The 26,864-nt window shown below is 61.9% G+C and carries 23 protein-coding genes; 16 read left to right on the forward strand and 7 right to left on the reverse strand.

The genetic code is table 11. The features are described 5' to 3' along the window. Positions 1 to 90: 90 nt before the first annotated feature. Positions 91 to 795, forward strand: a complete 705-nt coding sequence (locus tag CRX69_RS02110) for a PqiC family protein (RefSeq protein WP_047227292.1) — start codon at positions 91 to 93, stop codon at positions 793 to 795. A 237-nt stretch (positions 796 to 1,032) separates the two neighbouring features. Here the strand turns inward: CRX69_RS02110 and CRX69_RS02115 are convergent, their stop codons facing one another. After that, entirely contained in the window at positions 1,033 to 2,550 is a 1,518-nt protein-coding gene (locus CRX69_RS02115; protein WP_047227293.1) for an AhpA/YtjB family protein, read from the reverse strand. Between the two features lie 133 nt (positions 2,551 to 2,683). On the opposite strand from CRX69_RS02115, the gene serB reads away from it, so the two are divergent. Then, complete coding sequence (gene serB, locus CRX69_RS02120) at positions 2,684 to 3,898, forward strand: phosphoserine phosphatase SerB (protein ID WP_076382904.1); 1,215 nt, start codon at positions 2,684 to 2,686, stop codon at positions 3,896 to 3,898. A gap of 92 nt (positions 3,899 to 3,990) precedes the next feature. On the opposite strand, the gene CRX69_RS02125 is transcribed toward serB, so the two are convergent. The 4 genes from CRX69_RS02125 to CRX69_RS02140 all read right to left on the reverse strand — a co-directional run bounded on the left by CRX69_RS02125 (position 3,991) and on the right by CRX69_RS02140 (position 9,223). Beyond that, on the reverse strand, positions 3,991 to 5,751 hold the full coding sequence (locus tag CRX69_RS02125; protein WP_047227295.1) for a hypothetical protein: 1,761 nt from the start codon (positions 5,749 to 5,751) through the stop codon (positions 3,991 to 3,993). A 195-nt stretch (positions 5,752 to 5,946) separates the two neighbouring features. Continuing rightward, the gene (gene asd / locus CRX69_RS02130; protein ID WP_047227296.1) at positions 5,947 to 6,807 is read right to left on the reverse strand and encodes an archaetidylserine decarboxylase; all 861 of its coding nucleotides are present in this window, start codon (positions 6,805 to 6,807) and stop codon (positions 5,947 to 5,949) included. A 19-nt stretch (positions 6,808 to 6,826) separates the two neighbouring features. Then, positions 6,827 to 7,642: a rhodanese-like domain-containing protein gene (locus CRX69_RS02135; RefSeq protein ID WP_076382902.1), complete on the reverse strand. Its 816-nt coding sequence runs from the start codon at positions 7,640 to 7,642 to the stop codon at positions 6,827 to 6,829. A 42-nt stretch (positions 7,643 to 7,684) separates the two neighbouring features. After that, positions 7,685 to 9,223 carry an HDOD domain-containing protein gene (locus CRX69_RS02140; RefSeq protein WP_047227298.1) on the reverse strand — a complete coding sequence of 513 codons (1,539 nt, stop codon included), beginning with the start codon at positions 9,221 to 9,223 and terminating at the stop codon, positions 7,685 to 7,687. 166 nt (positions 9,224 to 9,389) lie between these two features. On the opposite strand from CRX69_RS02140, the gene motA reads away from it, so the two are divergent. Together motA and motB are read left to right on the forward strand one after the other, a co-directional pair. Then, a complete protein-coding gene (gene motA / locus CRX69_RS02145; protein ID WP_047227299.1) occupies positions 9,390 to 10,241 on the forward strand; it encodes a flagellar motor stator protein MotA in 852 nt (283 codons plus the stop codon). Between the two features lies 1 nt (position 10,242). Then, entirely contained in the window at positions 10,243 to 11,280 is a 1,038-nt protein-coding gene (gene motB / locus CRX69_RS02150) for a flagellar motor protein MotB (protein WP_107321460.1), read from the forward strand. Between the two features lie 168 nt (positions 11,281 to 11,448). Here the strand turns inward: motB and rsgA are convergent, their stop codons facing one another. Further along, the gene (gene rsgA / locus CRX69_RS02155; protein ID WP_047227301.1) at positions 11,449 to 12,480 is read right to left on the reverse strand and encodes a small ribosomal subunit biogenesis GTPase RsgA; all 1,032 of its coding nucleotides are present in this window, start codon (positions 12,478 to 12,480) and stop codon (positions 11,449 to 11,451) included. A gap of 252 nt (positions 12,481 to 12,732) precedes the next feature. Here rsgA and orn point away from each other — a divergent pair, with 252 nt between their 5' ends. Together orn and CRX69_RS02165 are read left to right on the forward strand one after the other, a co-directional pair. After that, positions 12,733 to 13,275 (forward strand): oligoribonuclease, encoded by a 543-nt coding sequence (gene orn, locus CRX69_RS02160; protein ID WP_047227302.1) that lies wholly within the window; start codon positions 12,733 to 12,735, stop codon positions 13,273 to 13,275. A 260-nt stretch (positions 13,276 to 13,535) separates the two neighbouring features. Further along, positions 13,536 to 14,150, forward strand: a complete 615-nt coding sequence (locus CRX69_RS02165) for a trimeric intracellular cation channel family protein (RefSeq protein WP_171061284.1) — start codon at positions 13,536 to 13,538, stop codon at positions 14,148 to 14,150. Here CRX69_RS02165 and queG read toward each other — a convergent pair. Next, positions 14,132 to 15,211: a tRNA epoxyqueuosine(34) reductase QueG gene (gene queG, locus CRX69_RS02170; RefSeq protein WP_047227304.1), complete on the reverse strand. Its 1,080-nt coding sequence runs from the start codon at positions 15,209 to 15,211 to the stop codon at positions 14,132 to 14,134. The genes CRX69_RS02165 and queG overlap by 19 nt on opposite strands. A gap of 63 nt (positions 15,212 to 15,274) precedes the next feature. Here queG and CRX69_RS02175 point away from each other — a divergent pair, with 63 nt between their 5' ends. The 10 genes from CRX69_RS02175 (at position 15,275) to CRX69_RS02220 (ending at position 26,837) form a co-directional block, all read left to right on the forward strand. Then, positions 15,275 to 16,774, forward strand: a complete 1,500-nt coding sequence (locus CRX69_RS02175) for a bifunctional ADP-dependent NAD(P)H-hydrate dehydratase/NAD(P)H-hydrate epimerase (protein ID WP_047227305.1) — start codon at positions 15,275 to 15,277, stop codon at positions 16,772 to 16,774. Beyond that, positions 16,762 to 17,232: a tRNA (adenosine(37)-N6)-threonylcarbamoyltransferase complex ATPase subunit type 1 TsaE gene (gene tsaE, locus CRX69_RS02180; RefSeq protein WP_047227306.1), complete on the forward strand. Its 471-nt coding sequence runs from the start codon at positions 16,762 to 16,764 to the stop codon at positions 17,230 to 17,232. Before CRX69_RS02175 ends, tsaE begins: the two co-directional genes overlap by 13 nt. Continuing rightward, complete coding sequence (locus CRX69_RS02185; protein ID WP_047227307.1) at positions 17,232 to 18,662, forward strand: N-acetylmuramoyl-L-alanine amidase; 1,431 nt, start codon at positions 17,232 to 17,234, stop codon at positions 18,660 to 18,662. The genes tsaE and CRX69_RS02185 overlap by 1 nt, the downstream gene beginning before the upstream one ends. Next, a complete protein-coding gene (gene mutL, locus CRX69_RS02190; protein WP_076382898.1) occupies positions 18,659 to 20,572 on the forward strand; it encodes a DNA mismatch repair endonuclease MutL in 1,914 nt (637 codons plus the stop codon). Before CRX69_RS02185 ends, mutL begins: the two co-directional genes overlap by 4 nt. Next, positions 20,572 to 21,543 carry a tRNA (adenosine(37)-N6)-dimethylallyltransferase MiaA gene (gene miaA / locus CRX69_RS02195; RefSeq protein WP_047227309.1) on the forward strand — a complete coding sequence of 324 codons (972 nt, stop codon included), beginning with the start codon at positions 20,572 to 20,574 and terminating at the stop codon, positions 21,541 to 21,543. The genes mutL and miaA overlap by 1 nt, the downstream gene beginning before the upstream one ends. Before the next feature lie 91 nt (positions 21,544 to 21,634). Beyond that, entirely contained in the window at positions 21,635 to 21,895 is a 261-nt protein-coding gene (gene hfq, locus CRX69_RS02200) for an RNA chaperone Hfq (RefSeq protein WP_047227310.1), read from the forward strand. A gap of 12 nt (positions 21,896 to 21,907) precedes the next feature. Beyond that, positions 21,908 to 23,209 carry a ribosome rescue GTPase HflX gene (gene hflX, locus CRX69_RS02205; protein ID WP_047227311.1) on the forward strand — a complete coding sequence of 434 codons (1,302 nt, stop codon included), beginning with the start codon at positions 21,908 to 21,910 and terminating at the stop codon, positions 23,207 to 23,209. Between the two features lie 85 nt (positions 23,210 to 23,294). Then, positions 23,295 to 24,467: an FtsH protease activity modulator HflK gene (gene hflK / locus CRX69_RS02210; protein WP_047227312.1), complete on the forward strand. Its 1,173-nt coding sequence runs from the start codon at positions 23,295 to 23,297 to the stop codon at positions 24,465 to 24,467. Continuing rightward, entirely contained in the window at positions 24,467 to 25,336 is an 870-nt protein-coding gene (gene hflC / locus CRX69_RS02215; protein WP_047227313.1) for a protease modulator HflC, read from the forward strand. The genes hflK and hflC overlap by 1 nt, the downstream gene beginning before the upstream one ends. Positions 25,337 to 25,649: 313 nt before the next feature. Then, complete coding sequence (locus tag CRX69_RS02220) at positions 25,650 to 26,837, forward strand: ATP phosphoribosyltransferase regulatory subunit (protein WP_047227314.1); 1,188 nt, start codon at positions 25,650 to 25,652, stop codon at positions 26,835 to 26,837. Positions 26,838 to 26,864 lie beyond the last annotated feature (27 nt).

The following is a 26,864-nucleotide window of genomic DNA, read 5'->3' on the forward strand; positions in this document are numbered from 1 at the left end:
TTTCAAGCGCCGGCGTGGCCGAGCGTTCTTCATATTGACCGAGTATTTTTTCACTGTGGTAAGCCTTGTGGCCGCCACCTGGACGGGACGATGACTGCTCTGCGCCTTCCTATTTTGTGGCTCGCCGGCCTGCTTGGCTTGGCGGGCTGTAGCGTCAATCAGCCAGTGTCGCTGTATCAACTCGACAGCGGAAACCCGGCCCAGCCTGCACAAAGCGCAGGCATGGCGGTATTACTGGGCCCGGTATTGATTGCCGATTACCTGCAACGTGAAACCCTATTGCAACGCCAACCGGACGGCAGCCTGCAGGCCGCCACCGACGGTCGTTGGGCCGGCAGCCTGTCGTCGGACATTGACCAGCTGTTGCTGCGTCAGGTCGCCGGGCATCTGGACAGCCAGCGCGTAGTACTCGCGCCGGCCACCCAGGGCTTTACCCCGGATGTTCAGGTCTTGCTGTCGATTACCCGGCTGGATTCGGGCGAATCGCAACCGGCGGTACTGGATGCCCAGTGGCGCCTGATCGATCGTCGCGGAAAGGTTCGCGAGAACCGGATCATTCATCTGCAGGAGCAACATGCCGGCGGTACCGCGGCGCAGGTCCAGGCTCAGGGCGTGCTGCTGCAACGTCTGGCCGAGCAACTGTCCGTGGCGCTCAAGCCTTTGGCCAACCAGCCGCCTGTCGCAGAGGTGCCGCGCAAATCTGCTCCTGCAGCGACCAAAAAGGTCGAGAAGGAAAAGGACAAGATTCCAATGGCCTTGCCGATCCGTACGGACATGGAAGTGTTCAGGTTCTGATGGTTGAACTGGATGCAAAACAAAGCCCGCGTTGATGCGGGCTTTGTTGTTTCTGTGGGGTGCTGTCTCGGGTGTCTATGCCGGCCTCATCGCGAGCAGGCTCGCTCCCACACTGGATCTGTGGCTAGCAGAGGTCCCTGTGGGAGCGAGCTTGCTCGCGATGAGGTAGGCGAAGGCCACAAAAAAGCCCGCAGACAATCACTCATCTGCGGGCTTCGTCATTTCAGGTGTTGAGGCTCAGGCCTGACGCTCATGCATCCGCGCCAGTTGTCGCTCCAGCATCGACGGATAAGGCTCCATCAGTCGCTCGACGCAGCATGCGCCTTCCGGGCTGGCGATAGGGCGGATGCGGGCGCGCTGGCGGATCAGGGCGTCGTCGTTGATCTTGCGCTCCACCAGCAGCAGATTGCGGCTGTGTTGCGACAGGGCCAGGGCGTCCTGGGCGGTTTCGGTCAGCAGCAGGTCGATCTGGCTCAGGCCGAACAGCCCGTCACCCAAGGTCAGGCCCAACTGCAATTGCAGGGTGATGCCGCTGTCGGCGACTTCGATCTGCAACTGGTGTCCCAGGGCTCTGAGCAACTCACCGCAGCAAATGGCGTTGGTGAGGTAGTCATCACCGCTGTCCTCGGTGTGGAACAGCATCAGCGTGCTGCCATCGTTCAGGGTGTGCAGTTGGCCCTGATACAGCGATGCGGCTTGGTCGAGGCAGTCGCGGTAACGCTCAAGCAGTTCCTTCAGGCGCGCCTGGGGCAGCCGGCGCAGTTGGTCCTGGGCGCCCAGTTGCACGGCCAGCACGGCACTGTGTTGGGGCAGGTCCGAGGCGACGGGTCTGGCGACCGATTGCGGCTCATCGGCGATTGAGTCGTCACGCAGGTCGGCGAAAGCATCGTCGTCTTCATCGTCCTCTACCGTGCGGACCACCCGGCGTGGCCCGGGCCTGGAGGCGGGTAGAGGTTGGCTTTCATCGAAGTCCGGGTCCCGCAGGTTACGCACTTCGAAACCTGGTTCGGCTTCGTCGTCGTCACTGTAGTCGATGTCTTCAGGCTCCGGCACGGGGGCAGGTTCCGGGGCGAAGCTGGCGTGCAGTTGCCGAGCCAGATCGCCAATTTCGTCCTGGCGCTGGGTCGCTGGGGTGTGCTCGTCGATATCCCGCAGCCAGACCCGCAGTTGCAGCAATGGCGTAGAGATGTGCCGTCCCAGGCGCAAGCTCAAGGCCAGCGCCAGCGCCAGCAATATCGCGCTGAGGATGCCCATGCTTTGCAGGCTGATGGTCATCGGCTGCTGGAACTGGTCCATGTCCAGGCTGATGCGCAGTTGCCCGGCGGTCACGTCCTGGAAAGTGATCCTGCTCTGGTACATGCCGCCGGATTCGCCCAGCAGGCCCGGCTTGGGACGCTGGCCGGCTTCGGCGAGGATGCGGTTGTCCACGCTATAAATGGCGGCGTGGGCCACCAGTTTGTTTTTGGTGAGGTTGTTGAGCAGCACGTTGAGGCTGAGGATGTCGTTGGACACCAGTAGCTCGGTGGCGGACGTGGCGGTCTGCGTGGTCAGGCTCTCGCCCAGGGCGTCGGCCTGTTCGTGCATTGCCTGCTTGAACTGCAGGCCCATCACGCAGGCATAGATCACCAGGGCCAGGGCGACCAGGATCACGTTATGGCTGGCAATGCGCAATGCAATCGGCACGCGACGGTGGCGCAGTGCACGGAAGATCAGCAGAAAGAAATTGTCGGTTTTGACTGGCGTGGGCCGGTTCACTGAGCTCGGCTCTTTGTCCGTGAAATTGACGCGCAGTATAGCGACAGGCCCATGACCGGCAAAGCACCGACGGTGCCCGATGGTCACTGAAAGTGGGTAGAATGCGGTTTTTTTCCACCTGCGGGGGTGCGCCTTGCGCGAAATCGTCCTGATAAACATCACTGGCAGTGACCGTCCGGGTCTGACTGCGGCCATTACCGGCGTTCTGGCCCAGGGTGGTGTGAACATTCTCGACATTGGTCAGGCGGTGATTCACGACACACTGTCGTTCGGCATCCTGGTTGAAATCCCGGACGCCGAGCAAAGCAAGTCGGTGCTCAAGGACATCCTGTTCACCGCCTACAAGCTCGACCAACAGGTGCGTTTCACCCCGGTGTCCGAAGCCGATTACCAGCATTGGGTCAATGGCCAGGGCAAGAAGCGTCACATCGTGACCCTGTTGACCCGCAAGGTTACCGCCGAGCAATTGCAGCGGGTCAGTTCGATCACTGCCAAATACGACCTGAACATCGACCACATCGACCGTTTGTCCGGGCGCATGCCGCTGGATACGCCGGATGACAAGGGCAAGGGCTGCATCGAATTCTCCGTGCGCGGCGAGCCGGCCGATCCCCAGGCGCTGCGTGCCGAGTTCCTCAGCGTGGCCCAGGAGTTGAATGTCGACATCGCGTTCCAGGAAGACTCGCTGTTCCGCCGCAACCGTCGCCTGGCGGTATTCGACATGGATTCGACGCTGATTGAAGCCGAAGTCATCGACGAACTGGCCAAGGCCGCCGGCGTGGGCGACAAGGTGTCGGCCATCACTGAGCGAGCCATGGCCGGCGAGTTGGATTTTCGCGCTAGCTTCAAGGAGCGCCTGGCGCTACTCAAGGGGCTGGACGTCAGCGTGCTGGACTCCATCGGCGCTTCCTTGCGCCTGACCGAAGGCGCCGAAACCCTGTTCGCCGAACTCAAGCGTCTGGGCTACAAGACCGCGATCCTGTCCGGGGGCTTCACCTACTTTGCCAAGCAGTTGCAGGCCAAACTCGGCATCGACTACGTGTTCGCCAATGAACTGGAAGTCGTGGATGGCAAGGTCACGGGCGTGGCCGTCGAGCCGATCGTCGATGCCCAGCGCAAGGCGGATCTGTTGCGCGAACTGGCCGAGAAGGAAGGCCTGCGCCTGGAACAGACCATCGCCGTCGGCGACGGCGCCAATGACCTGCCAATGCTGGCGATCGCCGGTCTGGGCGTGGCGTTCCGGGCCAAGCCGCTGGTCAAGCAGTCGGCCCGGCAGGCGATCTCAACCCTGGGGTTGGATGGGGTGTTGTATCTGCTGGGCTTCAGGGATCGCGACGGGCAGCTCTGACTCAATCTCCTGTGGCAAGGGGATTTATCTGTGGGAGCAAGTTTTGCTCCCACAGAGAGCTCTCTCTTCACAAAGGGTTATGTATTGGCGGTCTAAAGCGACTTCCACAACGAATCAAAATCCCCTTCATTGTCGTGGCCATCTCCGGTGGTCGCTGAGTCTTCCTGTCGATAAGCAAACTGGTTGAAGCTGTGCGTGCTGGTCACCCGTCGGTCCAGGCTGGCGCGGCGTTCCTGGCCGTTGGTGTTGATCAGCACTTGCTGGCCTTCCTGGAAAGGCAGACGGGGCGCGATCATGGTGGGAGGCAGATCAATGGCGCTGATCTCAGGCAGCAGCAGCCCTCGCAGGTAGTGACCATGCTCATCCTTCTCTCGTACCAGTTGCAGCCCGCAAGGCTGGGCATGGGGCGCGACCAGCTCGATACCCATTTGCATGGCGCCATTGCGCACTTGCCTGATCCAGCGCACCACGGCGATGCTCCAGGCTTGATCGTTAGTGTCGCGAATGCCGACCATTTCCCCGGCCTGCAGTTGCTCAGGCACCTCCTTCGGCCAGCCGAGGCAGTAACCTCCGGGGCTGTGATTGATGATGGGCAGGTCGTAGGTCGCGAAGTGGTGCTGGTTGTCGGAGCTGGCGCCGTCGTCATCGGCTGGATTGACCGGGTACTCGATTTCTTCATAGGGCAACAGATCACTGTCACCGGCCGCAGCTGCGTCGAAAGCCTGGCTCCAGGTGTCGTTGGTCTTGGTCGGTGTGGCCTCGAACCGGGCCTTGCGCGTTGCAGAGTCCTTGAGGATTTCGCTGAAAGAGCGCTCGCCGCCCAGGTAATAGTGCAAAGCGCTCATGCCCACGCAGAGCGTCAGCGTGCCGTTGCCCTCCGTGCGCTGGAAGCTGCGTTCGACCGCTTCGCCCCAGGCCGCTTGCAGGTGATGCAAGGTGTCGGCGTTCATTGCGCCAGGCACGGGCAAGGTGTGATCGTCGGGTTGCTCCAGATGAGTGGCAATGGCGCGCACCAGCGGCTGCGGATCGAAACCCAGCAGGCTGGGCTGTTGCTCGGCCCTGAACTTGGAGCGATAGCGCGGCCCGATATCCAGTTGCGGTGCAACGGCGAACAGGCTCGTGGCGGTGGTGGCCGGGTCCAGCGTGACCTTCTGACTCCAGGATTCGAGCACCTCGACGAGTCGCGCAATCTGGCCCTGGCGCAGTTGATTGCTGCGTGAGGTGCCCAGCAGCAGGGCGACCACGTAGGTTTGCTCGACATTCAACTGGTGCACCTGGCTGGCCAGTTCATCGCTGACGCTGAGGTGTTGCAGCCGATGGTGGCAGGCGATTCGGTACAACTGATGCAAATCGAGCCACAGCCCTTCGGGTACCGGGCTATACAACTGGCTGATACGCAGCAGCGTGCCGTCCAGGGCATGCATCGCGCGTTGCAGCGCGGTGCTCAGCAGCCGGGCGCGGTCCTTGGAGTATTTCGGCGAGATGCGCGCGACGATCTGTTTGTAACCCATGGCCAATTGGGTTTGCAGGGCCTGGCACAGGTTGACGATCTTGCGCGAGCGCTCATCCAGAACGATGGCCTGTTGCAAAAAATGCCGCTCCAGGTGTTTGCAGACGTAATACACCTCGGGCCGCAACAATTCGAGCAGTTGCAGGCGATTATCGCTGGGGGTGATCAGTTGGTTGAGTTCGCCGATGGCCTGGTACAACAGGCGTGCGGTTTCGCCGATATTGGCCTTGGGCAGGTTGGCGATCCAGCGCTTGAGGTCGCGCGGCGTGGCGTCGCAGAACGACAGGCGCGACTGGGTCGGTGTCAGAACGCGCGAAAGCTGGAGAGGGCTGGTCTCATTCATGCCGTGGATGGGCTCCGGCGGGAAATGAAAGGGATGTTCCCAACTCTAGCAGCTGACAGAGAAGCGCGCCGCGCTGGATGTGCTGTGGAAGCCAAGCTTGCTCGCGATGCAGGCGCCGCGGTCTTTGTTTCAGACTGCGTTATCGTTCATCGCGGGCAAGCCTTGCTCCCACAGGCCGGCTTCCAAGGGCGTGAATCAGGCTTTTGGCAATGCCAACCCCTGGCCCATCTGCACCGGCGAACCGGCCACCAGGTCTTCGACCCATTGCACCTGATTCGGGCCGAACAGCACGATGGCGGTCGATCCCAGTTTGAAGCGGCCCAGCTCGGCGCCTTTCTCCAGGTGGATCGGCGCCCGGGCGGCTTCGTCGTAACGGAAGGTTTTCAGTTCGCGCTTGGGTGGCGTCACCAGGCCGGCCCAGACGGTTTCGATGGAGGCAACGATCATCGCGCCCACCAGCACCACGGCCATCGGCCCGCGCTCGGTGTCGAAAATGCACGCCACGCGCTCGTTACGGGCGAACAGTTCCGGAACGTTTTCGGCGGTGGTCTGGTTCACCGAGAAAATCCGTCCCGGGATGTAGACCATTTCCCGCAGGGTGCCGGCCAGTGGCATGTGCACGCGGTGATAGTCCTTGGGCGACAGGTAGATGGTGGCGAAATCGCCGCCCATGAACGGCGCTGCGTTGGCTGCATCGCCGCCCAGCAGTTCCAGCACGCTGAAGCTGTGGCCCTTGGCTTGGAATACCCGGCCGTGCTCGATGGGACCGAGTTGGCTGACGGCACCGTCGGCGGGGCTGAGGATCGCTCCCGGTGTTGGGTCCAGCGGGCGGGCGCCTTCTTTCAGCGCTCGGGTGAAGAACGCATTGAAGTGCTCGTAGGCCGTAAGGTCTTCGACCAGCGCCTGGGACATGTCCACCTGATAACGTTTGGCGAACCATTGGGTGAAGGCGTTCTTGAACCAGCGCACGCGGCATTCGGCAATGCAGCCGGCCAGCCGAGACAGCAGGTGGTGGGGTAGCAGGTATTGGCTGAGGATGAACAAGCGGTTTTTCATTAACTGTCCTTAAGAACCTTCAGAGCTCGATGGGGGTATCAGGGTGGTTGCCCCATTCGCCCCAGGAGCCGGCATAGCCTTTGACTCGCGGATAACCGAGCGCCTTGGCCACCAGATAGGTGAAGCCAGAGCGGTGGTGGGTCTGGCAATGGGTGATGATTTCTTTGTCAGGCGTGATGCCCAACTGTTCGAGGATCTGCGGCATGTCGCTGCGGATGCGCAGGTTGCGTGCCTGATCCATGCCGGCGGTCCATTCGAAGTTGATCGCGCCGGGAATATGTCCGCCCCTGGCTGCGACGACTTTCTCGCCGGAATATTCCAGCGGCCCGCGTGCGTCCCAGATCGCCAGGTCAGCGGCACCGAGGCGGCTTTGCAGGTATTCGCGGGTGGCGGTGGGTTCATCGTGCAGGGTCAGGCTCACCGGGCCTGTGGCGGGCGGCGGCACTTCAGTGGACACCGGCAGGCCTTCGTCCAGCCACGACAGCAAACCACCGTCGAGGTAGTGGTAGTTCGAATGGCCGATCACATCCAGCAGCCAGATAAAGCGCCCGGCCCAGCCACCGCCTTCATCGTCATAGACCACGTAGACCGCATTCGGGTTGTGCCCCAGTTCGCCGAACAGCGTCTCGAGGTCGGCTTTTGCTGGCAACAGGCCTGGTGCCGGGGGCTGGCCCAGTTGGGTGCGCTTGGGGTCGACGAAGCGTGCGCCAGGGATGTGCCCGGTGCTATAGCGGGCGGCGCTGGTCAGGTCCACCAGAATCAGTTCGCGGGCGTCGAGGCGCGACAGCAGGTCGCTCGGCTCGATTACCAGCGGCAAGCCAGAGAAGTCAGGCATGTGAGGTCTCCAGGGGCGCAAAGGGAAAAGATTGTATCAAGATCAGCGACCGCGGTTGGTAAAGCTGTGCAAGGCGCGTTCGATACACTGCACGGTTTTGCCGAAGGCCTGCACCGTCACGTCCGAGAAGGGCCCGCCGCCCTGGTCCACCGCCACCAGCATGATCACCCGGCCGTTGCAGGTCAGTGAACGCAACAGCAGGTGTTCGCCGCGAAACAGGCTGCGCAGGCCCGGCGGCAGCAACGCCGAAAACTGAGCGTTGTTGTCCGGGTTCAGGCGAACCTGGGCCTGCTGGGCCTGCAACCGTTGCAACACTTTGCTTTGGCTGATGGAAAAACTCATGGCCGCCGCTTCTTTGGGCAGGCCGGCGATCTGATGCACGCGCAAGCTGGTCTGGCTGCGGTCGGCCATCAGAATCATCACTCGCCGCATGCCGCAGGCCACCAAGGCGTCCCGTGCCGAGGTGGTCAGGTGCATGGCGTTGCTGAACGGGCTCGGTTCCAGCAGCAATTCGGCGCATTGCTTGCGCCACTGGGTCAGGTCTTCGGCGCTGGGCGGGGCGGCCGGCAGCAGCCCCGGGTGGACGCGTCGGCTGCCCCAGGGCCAGATCAACGCCACAGCCGGATGCCAGAGGTCCGGCATGGTGTTGTGGCGGGCACTGATGACGGCTTGCTGGTGCAATTGCTGCTGGACGTCATCCATGGACATCTGCAGATACAAACTTGTCAGATATTGCCAGCGGGTGCTGTGAGGGCCGTCCCACGCCTGTTGCGCTGAAAGGGCCAGGCCGTTGGCTAGCAGCACTGTGTTGGCTGGCTGATTGAGCCAGCGCCGCAGGGTCGGGTCATCGTCCAGGCGATTCTGCTGGCGCAGCGGGTGTTCACTGTCCCGGGCGATGCGTAGGACTTTCACCAGCTCGCGGCGTTCGTTGAGCAGCAGGCGGTAGCCCTGCGCCACCCAGACCGGCAGGCGCCAGGTCTCTACCAGCGCCAGGCAGATTTTCAGCAGGCTGACGCCGAACAACTCGCGCTCCACTTTGCTCGCTGACTGGCCTTTATGGACAACCCGCAATTCCCACTCGCCCAGCAATCCCGGATGAGTCAGGGCCAGTGGCCAGAGCGGTGACAGAAACAGCAGGCTGCCCCAGTGGATGTCTTGCCATAGCCGCGCCAGGCGGCTGGCAAAAAAACCATTGGCCTGTTGCGTTGCGTGCTGGCTGATCAATTGCAGTTGGCGCAGCGCGAGGGGGATTTGCTGTTCCGGCAACGAGGGCAGTCGGGCGAGCAGTTCTTCGGTGCGCTTGAGGCCGAGGCGGTTGATGGCCACTTCGAGATTTTCTGCCGGTTCGGCAAAGTTGCCATGGGTGTGATGGTTGGCTTCACGAATGACGCTCAGCGCCAGGGCGGGGCTGTCCTGGATCAGCTCGGCAATGTCGCGCAGTGAGCGGCGGCTGTCGGCAATGGCTTTGCAGACCAGGTCATGACTGGCTTGCGGCACTGGCAGATGGACGCCCTCGAGCAGCTTGACCCAGCCTTCGAGCGTGTTCGGTCGTGGAGTTGGAACCTTCGTTTCATTAGCCATGGCTGGACGCGATCATCATAGGGAGTATCTACGCCCGGAACGGGGCAAATTGGCTTTTCGCCTGAACTGGCTATAGTCTGGCGCAGTTTTGCCGATAAGTAGAAGAAGAGATTTTTCAGCTTCCGAATATGACCTTGAACCCGACTTAAATAAGTACTTTCTATCTATGGCTAAAATTATCGGCATCATTGTCGTGTTCGCGAGCGTTCTGGGCGGATACGTGCTCTCCCATGGCAAGATTGCCGCCCTGGTCCAGCCCTTTGAGGTCTTGATCATCGGCGGCGCGGCCCTTGGCGCATTCCTGCAAGCCAACCCCGGCTACATGACGATGCACGTGCTCAAGAAGTCCTTGAGCATGTTCGGCTCGCGTTTCAGCCACACTTTCTACCTTGAGGTGCTGGGGCTGATCTACGAGATCCTCAACAAGAGCCGCCGCGAAGGCATGATGGCGATCGAAGGGGATATCGAAGACGCAGCGTCCAGCCCGATCTTCGCCAAGTACCCCACGGTACTCAAGGATGAGCGCATGACGGCGTTCGTCTGTGATTACCTGCGCATCATGTCGTCCGGCAACATGGCTCCCCATGAGCTCGAAGGCCTGTTCGACATGGAACTGTACAGCCTCAAGGAAGATCTGGAGCACCCGTCTCACGCGGTCAACGGCATCGCCGACGGCATGCCGGGTTTCGGTATCGTCGCGGCGGTATTGGGCATCGTGGTGACCATGGCCTCCCTGGGCGAAGGCGACCAGGCATCTATCGGCCTGCACGTAGGTGCGGCACTGGTAGGTACCTTCTTCGGTATTCTCGCCGCGTATGGCTTCTTTGGCCCGTTGGCCCATTCCCTGGCCCACGACGCCAAGGAAGAACTCAATGTCTACGAAGCCATCAAGGCATCGCTCGTGGCCTCGGCTTCGGGCATGCCTCCATCGCTGGCTGTGGAGTTCGGTCGCAAGGTCCTGTACCCGGCGCACCGTCCAAGCTTCGCCGAGTTAGAACAAGCGGTTCGCGGTCGCTAAGATGGAAAACAACCAGCCGATCATTATCAAGCGCGTCAAGCGCATAGCCGGCGGGCATCACGGGGGCGCCTGGAAAATCGCCTTCGCCGACTTCGCGACGGCGATGATGGCGTTCTTTCTGGTGCTGTGGCTGCTGTCCACCGCGACTCCAGAGCAGAAAATCGCCATCGCCGGTTATTTCAAGGACCCGGTGGGTTTTTCCGAAAGCGGCACGCCGTATATCATCGACCTGGGCGGCTCGCCGGTCCTGGCGCCGGAAAACACCCTCAACCCTGAAGTCGAATCCCAGCCTCAGCCCGACAAGGCGAAGGTAGACGCCAATGACGCCGAAGGCATGGCCGAGGAGGTCGAGCGAGAGCGTCTGGAGTTGTTGCTGCAAGAGTTGCAGAACAAAGTCGAAGAGAACCCTCAACTGCAGAAGTTCAAGGACCAGATCCTGTTCGAAATCACGCCGAACGGCTTGCGCATCCAGATCATGGACGCCGAGAACCGTCCGATGTTCGACTCTGGCAGCGCGCGCCTGAAACCTTATTTCGAAGATATTCTGCTGGCCATGGCCGACACCATCAAAGCGGTGCCGAACAAGATCAGCATCAGTGGTCATACCGATGCCAAGCCCTTCATCGGCAAAGGCGATTTCGGTAACTGGGAACTCTCCGCCAATCGCGCCAATGCGGCTCGTCGGGCCCTGGTGGCCGGCAGTTATCCGGACGAGCAGGTGGCGCGGGTGGTCGGTTATGCCTCCTCGGCGCTGTTCGACCGCAAAGACCCGTTCAACCCGGTCAACCGGCGGATCGATATCGTGGTGTTGACCAAGAAGGCCCAGAAAGCCATCGAAGGTTCGCAAACCGATGACCCGGCGCCGGACCCGGCCCAGGGCGCCGGCGCGCCGGGTGAAGTGCCGGTTACGCCCGGCGCGGCGGCGGATCCGAACGCATTGCCGGCGGACCAGCAGCCTGTTCCCGCCCATGAGGTGCGCGAACGTCTGAATCTGTTCGATGATCTCGCGCCGAAACCGGCCGAGCCGCCTGCGCAGTGACCTGACTGGCGAGCGTAAACCTGTGGCGAGGGGATTTATCCCCGTTGGGCTGCGAAGCAGCCCCTCTTTTTTCATCTGATATTCGGGGTGATAAAGGGGGGGCGCTTCGCGCCCCAGCGGGGATAAATCCCTTCGCCACAACTGTGTCCGGCTTGCCTTCCTTTCAGATCAGTAACTGCTTTCCGGCAAGCTGGCGATGATCGAGCGATAGCTGTTCATCCGTTGCTGCTGCACACGACCGTCTTCCAGCGCCTTGAGCAGTGCGCAACCGGGTTCGCGGTCGTGCTTGCAGTCGCGGAAACGGCAGGTGCCGATCAGGTCGTTGAACTCGATGAACCCCGCTTCCACATCGGCTCGGCTGACGTGGCCCAGGCCAAACTCGCGGATGCCCGGCGAGTCGATCAATTCACCGCCGCCGGGGAAGTGGAACAACCGCGCAGTGGTGGTGGTGTGAGTGCCCTGGCCGGACAGCTCGGACAGCGGCCCGACGCGCGTCTCGACTTCCGGCAGCAGGCTGTTGACCAGCGACGACTTACCGACACCGGACTGGCCGACAAACACGCTGATGCGCCCGTCCAGTTGTTCCTGCAATTTTTCCATGCCGTCGCCGTGGTGAGCCGAAACCTCCAGCACCGGGTAGCCCAAGTGCCGATAGACCGAGAGCAGTGCGTTCAGCGCCGGGGCGTTGTGTTCATCGATCAGGTCGAATTTGTTGAGCAGCAACAAGGGGCGGATGCCGGCGTGTTCGGCCGCGACCAGATAGCGGTCGATCAGGTTGGCGTGGGGCTCGGGTAGCGGGGCGAAGACGATGACGATCATGTCGACGTTGGCCGCCACCGGCTTGAGCTGGCCTCGGCTGTCCGGACGGCACAGTTCGGTGTGGCGCGGCAGTTGAGCCACGATCACGCCGATGCCTTGGTTGCCGGCACGCCAGACCACCTGATCACCAGTGACCAGGGCCGGCAGGTTGGCTCGCAGGTGGCAGCGGAATACCTGGCCGGCCAATTCGCCTTCACGGGCCTCGACCTCGACCTGTACACCGAAGTGCGCGATCACCAGGCCGGTCTGTTCAGGGCCCAGGTCGCCGCCCTCCAGCGCTTGTACCGCGCTGGATTCGCGTTTGGCGGCGCGGGCGGCGCGCTCGCCCTGAATCTTTTCGATGCGCCAGTTTTGACGACGATTGAGTTGGCGTTTGGCCATGGGTGTTCCGTATGAAGAATGCAGCGATTAGGTAAAAACGGCCGCGAGTTTAGCACGCTCAAGGCCCTGCCTCGGGTTTGAACGAAAAGTCGCCGAGCAGCGATCAGGCAGGGCGAAAACAGGCGAGGAAACGTCGTTGACTGGTGGTCAATGAGCATTCCGAGGCTGTTTTCAACGCAGCATGATCGTCGCGCAGGCACTTTTCGTTCAAAGCCTAAGCTAAACTGCGCAGCTACGCCGAGGAGCTCCCCCATGCAGAACCCGCAGAACCTGATCTGGATCGACCTGGAAATGACCGGTCTGAACCCGGACACCGACGTCATCATCGAAATGGCCACCATCGTCACCGACAGTGATCTCAACACCCTGGCCGAAGGCCCTGTGATCGCGATCCATCACAGCGACGAGGTCCTGGCGGGTATGGACGAATGGAACACTCGCCAGCACGGCGGCTCAGGCCTGACCCAACGGGTGCGCGAGAGCAAAATCAGCATGGCTGAGGCCGAAGCCCAAACCATCGCCTTTCTTGAGCAGTGGGTGCCCAAGGGCAAGTCACCGATCTGTGGCAACAGCATCTGCCAGGATCGTCGCTTTCTCTATACCCATATGAAATCCCTGGAAAGCTACTTTCACTACCGCAACCTGGACGTCTCCACCCTCAAGGAACTGGCCGCCCGCTGGGCACCTGAGGTGCGTGACAGCTTCCAGAAGGGCGGCAGCCACCTGGCCCTGGACGATATCCGCGAGTCCATCGCCGAGCTGCAGCACTACCGTAAGCACTTCATCAAGTTCTAAGTCGGCTCCTCGGCTGTTGTGCGAGCACGCTTTTGTGGCGAGGGAGCTTGCTCCCGCTGGCCTGCGAAGCAGGCCCAACAGCTTCAGGTAGATCGAGTTGTCCGGTTTGGCGACTGCTGCGCAGCCGAGCGGGAGCAAGCTCCCTCGCCACAGGGGTAGTTTGAACGGGCGGCATGGCGCTCAGGCAGAAGACGGTGTCGCGCCCTCTTTTGGTGCCTGCCCAAACTGGCTAGACTGCGCGCCTTCCTGCAAGGACCGCCATCATGTTGCTGATGCTTTACCTGATCGCCATCACCGCCGAAGCCATGACTGGGGCTTTGTCTGCCGGGCGTCGTGGCATGGACTGGTTTGGCGTGGTGCTGATCGCCTGCGTCACCGCGTTGGGTGGCGGCTCGGTGCGCGATGTGCTGCTCGGTCATTACCCGCTCACCTGGGTCAGGCACCCGGAATATCTGGTGCTGACCACCGCGGCCGCGATGCTGACGGTGATCCTGGCGCGCTGGATGCGCCATTTGCGCTCGTTGTTCCTGGTGCTTGACGCCGTGGGCCTGGTGGCGTTCACCCTGATCGGCTGCATGACCGCCCTGGAAATGGGCCATGGCATGTTGGTGGCTTCGGTCAGTGGCGTGATTACCGGCGTTTTCGGTGGCATCCTGCGTGACATTTTTTGCAACGATATCCCGCTGATCTTCCGTCGCGAGCTCTATGCCAGCGTTTCGTTTGCCGCGGCGTGGTGCTACATGCTGTGTGTCTATCTGCAGTTGCCGAGCGAGCAGGCGATCCTCATCACCTTGTTCGGCGGTTTCCTGTTGCGGCTCCTGGCGATCCGCTTTCACTGGGAAATGCCGAAGTTCGTCTACAACGACGAGGTCTGACGCTCGGCGTGTTGGCGCAACGCCCACTCCACATGCTCGCGCACCAGTTCCGATGGGTAATCGCGCCGCGCTTCAAGCGCTTGCATGACCGGGATGGTTGAAGGTGCATTTCCCAGCCCCACCGCCAGGTTGCGCAACCAGCGTTCGTACCCGGCGCGGCGCAGGGGCGAGCCCTCGGTACTGCTGAGGAATTTTTCCTCGTCCCACATGAACAACTCGGCCAACCCGGCATTGTCCAGGTTGTGTCGCGGTTTGAAGTCGCTTTCTCCGGACGGTCGGGCGAAGCGGTTCCACGGGCAGACGATCTGGCAGTCATCGCAACCGAACACCCGGTTGCCGATCAATGGCCGCAGTTCCTCGGGGATGGCGCTTTTGAGTTCGATGGTGAGGTAGGAAATGCAGCGTCGGGCATCCAGGACGTAGGGGCCGACGAAGGCATTCGTAGGGCAGATGTCCAGGCATGCGGTGCATTTTCCGCAGTGTTCGCTGGCGTGGGGCGGGTCAACCGGCAGCGGCAGGTCGACGAACAGTTCGCTCAGGAAGAAATAGCTGCCGGCCTTGCGGTTCAGTACCAGGGTGTTTTTACCGATCCAGCCCAAGCCGGCCTGCTCGGCGATGGCTTTTTCCAGCACCGGTGCGCTGTCAACGAAGGCGCGATAACCGAAGGGGCCAATGACCGCCTGAATTTTTTCTGCCAGTTGCTGCACGCGTTTACGGATCAATTTGTGGTAATCGCGGCCCAATGCATAACGCGAGACGTAGGCTTTTTCCGGTTGGCCGAGCATCTGCGCCATTTGCGTGTCGCCCGGCAGGTAGTCCATGCGCAGGGAAACCACACGCAATGTGCCCGGCACCAGTTCCTCGGGGTGCGAGCGTTTGCTGCCGTGGGCGCCCATGTAGTCCATCTCGCCGTGATAGCCCGCGTCGAGCCAGCGCTGCAAATGTTGCTCATGCACGGCCAGGTCCAGGCCGCTGATGCCGACCTGCTGGAAACCCAGCTCGCGGCCCCAGTCCTTGATGGATTGGGCGAGGGCGGGGAGGTCTGTGGGAATGACGGGCATGAGGCGAGAGAAACCGGAGCTGAGATGCGTATAATTCTGCCAGACATCGGAGCCCGAAGACGCATGCCGCACACTAAAGATGATTTTCCCGACGCGCTGTACAGTGCCGCGCAGGTTCGGGCCCTTGACGCACAGCTGATTGCGGCAGGCACGACTGGCTTCGAATTGATGCAGCGAGCCGCCCGCGCCACCTGGCGCGCCATTGTCCGGCACTGGCCAGACGCCAGCGAGCTGACCGTGCTGGCCGGGCATGGCAACAACGCCGGCGACGGTTATCTGGTGGCGACCCTGGCCCGCCGTGCCGGCTGGTCAGTGCGGGTGCTGACGGTGGGTGAGCCCCGGCGTTTGCAGGGGGATGCCGCCAATGCCCACGCCGAGGCGGTGGCGGTGGGTGTGCCGGTGGAGCCATGGTCGGACGAGTCCGACTTGCGCGGCGTGCTGCTCGACGCCTTGCTCGGCACGGGATTGAGTGGCGAAGTACGCGAGCCCTACGTTCGGGCAATCGACACCATCAATGTCAGTGGCCTGCCAGTGGCCGCGGTGGATATCCCTTCGGGGCTGTGTGCCGACACGGGACGGGTGCTGGGTACGGCAGTGACGGCCGACCTGACCGTAACCTTTATCGGCCTGAAGCTGGGCCTGTTCACAGGCGATGCGGCGGACCGGGTCGGTGAACTGATATTCAATGATCTGCATGCCGATCCCGACATCGTCGAGGCGGCGCCGGCCACGGCCCGGCTTCTGCAGCCCGCTAATCTGCCGGGTCTGACGCCGCGCGCGCGCACATCCCACAAAGGCAAGTTCGGTCATGTTCTATTGATCGGCGGCGATCGAGGTTTTGGCGGGGCTATCCAGATGAGCGCCGAGAGTGCCCTGCGTTGCGGCGCGGGGATGGTGTCCATGGCCACTCGCAACGAGCATGTGTCCGCTGCGCTGACGCGTTTACCCGAAGTCATGGTGCAGGGCACCCACTCAGCAAACCAATTGATGGGGTTGCTTGAGCAGGTCAGTGTGTTGGTGGTGGGGCCGGGCCTCGGTCAGGCTGCGTGGGGACGTAGCTTGTTGTCGGCGGCGGCCAACGCATTGCTGCCCCAGGTGTGGGATGCCGATGCGCTGAACCTGCTGAGCAGTGGCGCGGTCAGTTTGCCCGCGCACTGTGTGATCACCCCTCATCCGGGCGAGGCGGCGCGGCTTCTGGGTATCTCCACGGCTCAGGTGCAGGCCGATCGTCCGGCGGCGGCCCACGCATTGAGCAAACAATACGCGGCCACAGTGATTCTCAAAGGCGCTGGCAGCCTGATTGCCAGTCCAGACGGTCGCCTGTCGGTTTGTAGCCAGGGCCATCCGGCCATGGCCACGGCAGGCCTCGGGGATGTACTGGCCGGGGTGGTCGGTGCGTTGCTCGCCCAAGGCATGGATGGCTTTGACGCCGCCTGCCTGGCGGTGTGGCTGCATGCCAATGCCGGTGCGCAAGCCGGTCAGTCGGGCCGGGGATTGGCGGCGACCGATCTGATCCCGGCCATTCGTCAGTTGTTGGAGGAGCATTCACCGTGTCTGAAGTAACCCTGTACGTGGCGGACGAACAAGCCATGACGCAATTGGGGGCGCGCATTGCGCGTACCACGGCAGGCCATGGTCTGATTTTTCTGGAGGGCGACCTCGGCGCGGGAAAAACCACCTTGTCCCGCGGCATTATTCGTGGCCTGGGACACGTCGGCGCAGTGAAAAGCCCTACGTTCACGTTGGTTGAACCCTACGAAATCGGCGACATTCGTGCCTTCCATTTTGACCTGTACCGACTGGTGGACCCTGAAGAGTTGGAATTCCTCGGTATCCGCGATTACTTCGAAGATGACGCCTTGTGTCTGATCGAATGGCCCCAGAAGGGTGCAGGCTTTTTGCCAAAGCCCGACCTGACCATTACCATTGGCGCGCAGAACGGCGGGCGTTCGTTGATACTGACGCCGCAAGGCTCGCGTGGCGAGTCGTGGTGTGCCGCTTTGGCACTGGAAACTAATTGATGATGGGGTTTGGTATGCGCTTTCGCGCGGTGGTTGCTGTCGTAGGAATGTTGCTTACGGCACTGGCCGTCGATGCTGTGGCACAGACGAAGGTCAGCAGCGTTCGTCTGTGGCGGGCGCCGGACAACACTCGTCTGGTGTTCGACCTGACGGGGCCGGTGCAGCACAGCGTATTCACCCTGACCGCTCCGGATCGCCTGGTGATCGACATCAATGGCGCATCCCTGGGGGCGCCGCTGACAGCCGCCACCGCCAACACGCCGATCACGGCCATTCGCTCGGCTCAGCGCACGCCGACTGACCTGCGGGTGGTCGTCGATCTGAATAAGGCGGTGACCCCGAAAAGCTTCACCCTGGCGCCCAACGCCCAGTACGGCAACCGACTGGTGGTGGACTTGTTCGACAACCCGGGCGATGCCGCGCCACCGCCTGCGCCGCCGACCAAAGTCGCCACAGTGCCGGCGGTGCCGGTCACGCCGACCGAGCCTGCTCTCAAGCTACCGCCGGCGCCTTCCGGCAAGCGCGATATCATCGTTGTGATCGATGCCGGTCACGGGGGGGAGGACCCGGGTGCCTCTGGCTCGCGAGGGCAGCGTGAAAAGGACGTGGTGTTGTCCATCGCCCGTGAGTTGCAGCGCCAGGTCAATGGTATGAAGGGCTTTCGCGCGGAGCTGACCCGTACCGGAGACTATTTCATCCCCTTGCGTGGCCGTACCGAAATCGCCCGCAAGAAGGGCGCGGACCTGTTCGTCTCGATCCATGCCGACGCCGCCCCTTCAAAAGCCGCGTTCGGGGCCTCGGTGTTTGCCCTGTCTGACCGGGGGGCCACCTCCGAGACCGCCCGTTGGCTGGCTGACAGCGAAAACCGTTCCGACCTGATTGGCGGTGCCGGTAACGTCAGCCTCGATGACAAGGACCGCATGCTCGCCGGCGTGCTGCTCGATTTGTCGATGACCGCCTCGCTGACGTCCAGCCTGAACGTCGGTCAAAAAGTCTTGAGCAACATTGGACGTGTCACGCCGCTGCACAAGCGACGCGTCGAGCAGGCCGGGTTCATGGTGCTCAAGTCACCGGATATCCCGTCGATTCTGGTGGAAACCGGGTTCATCTCCAACGCCAACGAAGCCTCGAAGCTGACATCCTCCAGCCACCAACAGGCCCTGGCCCGTTCCATCAGCAGCGGCGTGCGACAGTTCTTCCAGCAGAACCCGCCACCGGGCACCTACATCGCCTGGCTACGAGACTCCGGCAAGATCGCCCAGGGGCCGCGAGACCATCGGGTCAATCCTGGCGAAACCCTGGCAATGATCGCGGTGCGCTATCAGGTGTCGCCCGCGTCGTTGCGCAGTGCCAATAATCTCAAGAGCGACGAGCTCAAGATCGGCCAGACCCTGACCATTCCCGGCAACGAAGTGGTGGTCAAGCAATGAGCGATGAACTGACCGGCAGCACTGCCCGCATCGAACTGCTCAGCCCCCGGCTGGCGAACCAGATCGCTGCCGGTGAGGTGGTCGAGCGTCCGGCGTCGGTGATCAAGGAGTTGCTGGAGAACAGCCTCGACTCCGGGGCCCGGCGCATCGATGTGGATGTCGAGCAGGGCGGTGTCAAGCTGCTGCGTGTGCGCGATGACGGTGGCGGCATTCCTGCCGACGACCTGCCGTTGGCCCTGGCGCGCCACGCCACCAGCAAGATCCGCGATCTGGAAGACCTCGAGCGGGTCATGAGCCTGGGGTTCCGTGGCGAGGCGCTGGCCTCCATCAGTTCGGTGTCGCGCCTGACGCTCACCTCGCGTACCCGCGAAGCCGACCAGGCCTGGCAGGTCGAGACCGAAGGCCGGGACATGGCCTCTCGCGTCCAGCCCGCGGCCCATCCGGTGGGCACCTCGGTGGAAGTGCGCGACCTGTTCTTCAATACCCCGGCGCGGCGCAAGTTTCTCAAGGCCGAGAAGACCGAATTCGATCATTTGCAGGAAGTCATCAAGCGTCTGGCGCTGGCGCGTTTTGACGTGGCGTTCCATTTGCGCCACAACGGCAAGACCATCCTCAGCCTGCACGAGGCCCATGATGATGCGGCCCGTGCTCGACGCGTCGGCGCGGTGTGCGGTGCCGGGTTCCTGGAGCAGGCTCTGCCCATCGAAGTGGAGCGCAATGGCCTGCACCTGTGGGGCTGGGTCGGGCTGCCGACTTTTTCTCGCAGCCAGGCGGACTTGCAGTACTTTTACGTGAACGGGCGGGCGGTGCGCGACAAGCTGGTGGCCCATGCGGTGCGCCAGGCCTATCGCGACGTGTTGTTCAACGGTCGGCATCCAACGTTCGTGCTTTTTTTCGAAGTCGATCCCGCGGTGGTGGACGTCAACGTCCATCCCACCAAGCATGAAGTACGCTTCCGTGACGGGCGCATGGTGCACGATTTCCTTTACGGCACCTTGCACCGCGCCTTGGGCGATGTGCGCCCCGAAGATCAATTGGCGGCACCGGCGGCAGTTGCCGGCATGGTCCGGCCAACGGGGCTGGAGGCTGGCGAATTCGGGCCTCAGGGCGAAATGCGCCTGGCCGCCAACGCACTGCTGGAGCAACCCCAGCCCCAGCCGACCTACAACGCCGCCGGGACCGGCGCGGGCAGCGGTTACCAGTACCAATACACCCCGCGTGCGCAATCGAGCGTGCCCGCCGCCGAAGCTCAGGCGGCTTATCGCGAGTTCTTCAAGCCCCTGCCTGAGGCCGGTGCGGCGGCGTTGCCGGACGGCCAGGGTGACATTCCGCCACTGGGTTATGCCCTGGCGCAGCTCAAAGGCATCTATATCCTCGCGGAAAATGCCCAGGGCCTGGTCCTGGTAGACATGCATGCCGCCCACGAGCGGATCATGTACGAGCGGCTGAAGATCGCCATGGCCAGCGAAGGCCTTAGCGGGCAACCGCTATTGGTGCCTGAATCCCTGGCGGTCAGTCAGCGTGAGGCCGATTGCGCCGAGGAGCATGTGAGCTGGTTCCAGCGCCTGGGCTTTGAGCTGCAGCGCCTGGGCCCGGAAACCCTGGCGATCCGGCAGATCCCGGCGTTGTTGAAGCAGGCCGAGGCCAACCGACTGGTCAGCGACGTGCTGGCGGACCTGATGGAGTACGGCACCAGCGACCGGATCCAGGCGCACCTGAACGAACTGCTCGGCACCATGGCCTGCCACGGCGCAATCCGCGCCAACCGGCGTCTGGCCTTGCCGGAAATGAATGGCCTGCTGCGGGATATGGAAAACACCGAGCGCAGCGGCCAATGCAACCATGGCCGGCCGACCTGGACCCAACTGGGCCTGGACGACCTGGACAAACTGTTCCTGCGCGGTCGTTGATGAGCCAGTTACCACCTGCGATCTTTCTGATGGGGCCGACCGCAGCCGGCAAGACCGACCTGGCCATTGAGTTGACCAAAGTGCTGCCCTGCGAGCTGATCAGCGTCGATTCGGCCTTGGTCTACCGGGGCATGGACATCGGCACGGCCAAGCCGTCAAAAGAGCTGCTGGCCGAGTTCCCGCACCGACTGATCGACATCCTGGATCCGGCCGAAGCTTACTCGGCAGCGGATTTTCGTCGCGATGCCCTTCAGGCCATGGCCGACATCACCGCCAGAGGCAAGATTCCGCTGCTGGTGGGCGGCACGATGCTGTACTACAAGGCTCTGGTCGAGGGGCTGGCGGACATGCCGGCTGCCGATCCCAGCGTGCGCGCGCAGATCGAAGAAGAGGCTGCACGCCTTGGCTGGCAAGCCCTGCATGAGCAACTGGCGGTCATCGACCCGGAGTCGGCGGCCCGCATTCACCCCAACGACCCGCAACGGCTCAGCCGGGCGCTGGAGGTCTATCGGGTCAGCGGGCAGAGCATGACGGCCCTGCGACAGCGACAATCTGCGCAAAGTACTGAAGCAGCCGCTTCGGGAATGCAACAATTGCCCTATACTGTCGCCAATCTGGCCATCGCTCCGGCGAACCGGCAAGTGCTGCATCGGCGAATTGAACAAAGATTCACATTAATGTTGGAACAGGGATTCATAGACGAGGTCGTAGCCCTGCGTGAGCGAAGTGACCTGCATGCCGGGTTGCCGTCTATACGTGCGGTGGGTTATCGACAGGTCTGGGACTATCTGGACGGCAAGCTGACGTCAGCCGAGATGCAGGAGCGTGGAATCATTGCCACGCGCCAATTGGCGAAACGCCAGTTCACCTGGCTGCGGAGCTGGACTGACTTGCATTGGCTTGACAGTCTTGATTGCGACAATCTGCCGCGCGCCTTGAAATACCTTGGGACCATCTCCATATTGAGCTGAGTCCTTGCAATTGCCGTCTATCCTTGGGGGTGTGACGGCCCAAGCCATCTGATTCCGATTTTAATTATTGATCCTTAAAGGAGTGCGGCACATGTCAAAAGGGCATTCGCTACAAGACCCTTACTTGAACACTTTACGTAAAGAGAAAGTTGGGGTGTCCATCTATCTGGTCAACGGGATCAAACTGCAAGGCCATATCGAGTCTTTCGACCAGTTCGTCATCCTGTTGAAAAACACCGTCAGCCAGATGGTCTACAAGCACGCGATCTCGACAGTAGTGCCTGTGCGTGCGATTCGTCTGCCTAGCGCAACCGAATCCGAAGCCGGTGACGCTGAACCGGGTAACGCTTGATAGGAGTCTCCTTTGTTCTTTGAGCGCCACGGTGGGGGTGAGCGGGCCATTCTCGTTCACTTGGATGGACAAGACCCTGAGGCGCGCGAAGATCCGCAGGAGTTTCAGGAATTGGCACTTTCGGCCGGCGCCGAGACCGTCGCGTTTTTTAACGTGCCGCGTCATCGGCCAACCGCCAAATACCTGATAGGTAGCGGCAAGGTCGAGGAATTGCGCGACCTGGTCAAAACCGAGCAGGTCGACCTGGTGATTTTCAATCACATCCTCACGCCCAGTCAGGAGCGTAACCTCGAGCGTGTGTTCGAGTGTCGCGTGATCGACCGGACGGGGTTGATTCTCGATATCTTCGCCCAACGCGCCCGTACCCATGAAGGCAAGCTCCAGGTCGAACTGGCCCAGCTTGAGCACATGAGTACGCGCCTGGTTCGTGGCTGGACCCACCTTGAGCGGCAGAAGGGGGGGATCGGTCTGCGCGGTCCGGGTGAGACCCAGCTGGAAACCGACCGGCGCCTGCTGCGGGTTCGCCTGCGCCAGATCAAGGGGCGTCTGGAAAAGGTCCGCAGCCAGCGCGAGCAATCCCGGCGTGGCCGCAAGCGTGCTGATATCCCGACGGTTTCATTGGTGGGTTACACCAACGCCGGCAAATCGACGCTGTTCAATAACGTGACCCAGTCCGATGTCTACGCCGCCGACCAGTTGTTCGCCACGCTCGATCCGACCCTGCGCCGGCTCGATCTGGACGACCTCGGGCCGATTGTGCTGGCCGACACCGTGGGCTTCATTCGGCATTTGCCGCATAAGCTGGTGGAGGCTTTCCGGGCTACGCTCGAAGAGTCGAGCAACTCCGACCTGCTGCTGCACGTGATCGATGCCGCCGAGCCGGACCGGATGCTGCAGATCGAGCAGGTCATGGTGGTGCTGGGCGAGATCGGAGCCCAGGACTTGCCGATCCTCGAGGTATACAACAAACTCGATTTGCTCGAAGGCGTGGAGCCGCAGATCCAGCGTGATGCCGATGGCAAACCGCAGCGGGTCTGGTTATCGGCCCGCGACGGCTCCGGCCTCGACCTGCTCAAGCAGGCCGTGGCGGAGCTGCTGGGCAACGACTTGTTTGTTGGCACGCTGAAGTTGCCGCAACGTTTCGCTCGGCTGCGGGCCCAGTTCTTTGAACTCGGAGCGGTGCAGAAAGAAGAACACGACGAAGAAGGCGTCTGCCTGCTGGCGGTTCGCCTGCCTCGGACGGAGCTCAATCGACTGGTCAGTCGCGAAGGGCTGCAGCCGATGGAATTCATCGAGCAACACACTTTGCAATAAAAGCCTGAGAAAGCTGTGTCAGGCATTCTGTAGCATTGGTCGGCGCGCCGTGGGTGCGTCTTTGCTTTATCAGATGGAGAGCGCTATGGCTTGGAATGAGCCGGGTGGCAACTCGAATAATCAGGATCCCTGGGGTGGAAAACGTCGTAACAACGGCGACCGCAAGGGGCCACCGGATCTCGACGAGGCCTTCCGAAAGCTGCAGGAAAGCCTGAACGGTTTGTTCGGTGGTGGTAAGAAACGCGGTGACGATGGTGGTGGCCGTTCGGGCAAGGGTGGCGGTTATGGCCTGCTCGGCATTGGTCTCGTCGTGCTCGCGGCTGTCTGGCTGTACAGCGCGGTATATGTCGTGGACGAGCAGGAGCAGGCCGTGGTGCTGCGCTTCGGCAAGTACTACGAGACTGTCGGTCCGGGTCTGAACATCTATTTCCCGCCGATCGACAAGAAGTTCATGGAAAACGTCACGCGTGAGCGTGCCTATACCAAGCAGGGCCAGATGCTCACCGAAGACGAGAACATCGTCGAAGTGCCGCTGACCGTGCAATACAAGATTTCCAATCTGCAAGACTTCGTACTGAACGTCGACCAACCGGAAATCAGCCTGCAGCACGCCACTGAAAGTGCCTTGCGTCATGTGGTGGGCTCTACCGCCATGGACCAGGTGCTGACTGAAGGTCGTGAGTTGATGGCCAGCGAAATCAAGGAGCGCCTGCAAAGGTTCCTCGATACCTATCGCACCGGTATCACCGTTACCCAGGTCAACGTTCAGAGCGCAGCGGCACCGCGTGAAGTCCAGGAAGCCTTCGATGACGTGATCCGTGCCCGTGAAGACGAGCAGCGTTCGCGCAACCAGGCCGAGACCTACGCCAACGGCGTCGTGCCGGAAGCCCGTGGTCAGGCCCAGCGCATCATTGAAGATGCCAACGGTTACCGCGACGAAGTGGTCTCCCGCGCCAAGGGTGAGGCGGATCGCTTCACCAAACTGGTGAGCGAGTATCGCAAGGCGCCTGAAGTCACCCGCGAGCGTCTGTACCTGGACACCATGCAGGAAGTCTTCAGCAACACCAGCAAGGTCCTCGTGACCGGCAACAAGAACGGCCAGAGCAATCTGCTGTACTTGCCGCTGGACAAGATGGTCGAAGGCGGTCGTAAAACCGGCACGCCACCGTCCAGCACGGCAGCGGCCAGCAATGAAGCCAATGCCCGCGCGGCGGCGGAGCAGCAGCAACAGCAAGCACGTACCAGGGAGAGTCGCTGATGAGCAATAAATCGCTGATCGCCCTTATTGTCGGTGTCGTCGTGGCGATCGCTGCCTGGAACTGCTTCTACATCGTGGCTCAGACCGAGCGTGCGGTGTTGCTGCAATTCGGTCGCGTGGTCCAGGCGGATGTCCAGCCGGGCCTGCATGTGAAAGTGCCGTACGTCAACAAGGTGCGTAAGTTCGATGCCCGCCTGATGACACTGGATGCACCGACACAACGCTTCCTGACGCTGGAAAAGAAAGCCGTGATGGTGGACGCCTACGCCAAGTGGCGCGTGAAAGATGCCGAGCGCTTCTACACCGCGACTTCCGGTCTCAAGCAGATTGCCGACGAGCGTCTGTCCCGTCGTCTTGAGTCGGGCCTGCGTGACCAGTTCGGTAAGCGTACGCTGCATGAAGTCGTGTCTGGTGAGCGTGATGCGCTCATGGCCGACATCACTCGTTCGCTGAACGCGATGGCGGAAAAAGAGCTGGGTATCGAAGTTGTCGATGTCCGGGTCAAGGCCATCGACCTGCCCAAGGAAGTGAACCGCAGTGTGTTCGAGCGGATGAGCACCGAGCGTGAGCGTGAAGCTCGCGAGCACCGCGCCAAGGGTAACGAGCTGGCTGAAGGCATCCGTGCCGACGCCGATCGTCAGCGTCGCGTATTGCTGGCCGAAGCCTACCGTGAATCGGAAGAGCTGCGCGGTGACGGTGATGCCCAGGCCGCTGCGATCTACGCCAAGGCCTATGGTCAGGATCAGGAGTTCTACGCGTTCTACCGTAGCCTGCGTGCCTACCGTGAAAGCTTTGCGGACAAATCCGACGTCCTGGTCCTTGACCCAAGCAGCGACTTCTTCCAGTACCTGGAAAAGTCCAAGCCTTGATGCGACGTTGACCTGAAGCACTCCGCCCGGCGGCTAAAGCGTCGGGCGGGGTGATCCTTTGGGAAAACGTGTGTATGATGCGGCAGCCGGGAAATTCCCGGCTTTTTTGCGTCTGCACGTTCGATTGCGGTTTTTGTTGCAGGCGTCGGGTTGAACGGCTCGACAGGTTTTTCGAGGAAAGTGCTTGGCGAGGCCGACTACAGGCCATTCGTCACGTTGCTCATGCGCGGGGTTTGCGCATGTGGCGGGCACTTTCTGCTTCACTCAAGGCTTGCCCGAGGGCTGGCCGCCCGGACCATAGGGGAATGGCGTAATGGCAACGGTAGACCGCTGGCTGCTGCCAGATGGCATCGAAGAAGTACTGCCACCGGAAGCTGCGCGTATTGAAGTAGCGCGTCGGCAGGTGTTGGATCTGTTCCAGAGCTGGGGTTACGAATTCGTCGTTACCCCGCATATCGAGTACCTGGAATCCCTGCTGACCGGCGCGGGCCAGGACCTGGATCTGCGCACCTTCAAGGTTATCGACCCGCAGTCGGGCCGGCAGATGGGCTTTCGTGCCGACATCACGCCGCAAGTGGCGCGTATCGACGCCCACACCCTGCGTCGTGAAGGTCCGAGCCGTCTGTGCTATGCCGGCAGTGTGCTGCACGCCCAGCCGCGCGCCCTGTCGTCTTCGCGCAGTCCGATCCAGCTGGGTGCCGAGTTGTATGGCGATGCGAGCCCGAGCAGCGACGTGGAAGTCATCAGCCTGATGCTTGCCATGCTGCAACTGGCCGACGTACCGGATGTCCACATGGACCTGGGCCACGTTGGCATCTATCGTGGCCTGGCGCGTGCGGCCGGTTTGTCCGGCGAAGTGGAGCAGCAGTTGTTCGATGCCTTGCAGCGCAAGGCCATCGATGAAGTGATCAGTCTGACCGAAGGCCTGCCGGCCGATCTGTCCGGCATGTTGCGGGCGCTGGTGGATCTGTGCGGCGGTCGCGAAGTGCTGGCCGCTGCCCGCGAGCGGCTGGCCCATGCGCCGGCGCCGGTGCTCGCGGCACTGGACGATTTGCTGGCGATTGCCGAGCGACTGTCGGTGCGTTTCCCCGAGTTGCCGCTGTACTTCGACCTGGGTGAACTGCGCGGTTATCACTACCACACCGGTGTGGTGTTCGCGGTGTTCGTGCCGGGGGTTGGCCAGTCCATCGCTCAGGGCGGTCGATACGATGATATTGGCGCCGACTTCGGTCGTGCCCGTCCGGCGACCGGCTTCTCTACCGATTTGAAAACCCTGGTGACCCTGGGGCGTGCTGAAGTCGAGCTACCGTCTGGCGGTATCTGGATGCCTGACAGTACGGATGCAGCACTCTGGCAGACGGTCTGCCAGTTGCGCAGTGAGGGTCAGCGTGTCGTCCAGGCCTTGCCTGGGCAGCCTTTGGCCGCCGCCCGTGAAGCGGACTGCGACCGGCAATTGATTCAGCAGAACGGGCTTTGGCAAGTATTGCCGCTGGCTTCTTGAGTTTTCCTGCCGGCCGCGGCCGGCACC

Source organism: Pseudomonas rhizophila (genome assembly GCF_003033885.1).
GTDB lineage: Bacteria > Pseudomonadota > Gammaproteobacteria > Pseudomonadales > Pseudomonadaceae > Aquipseudomonas > Aquipseudomonas rhizophila.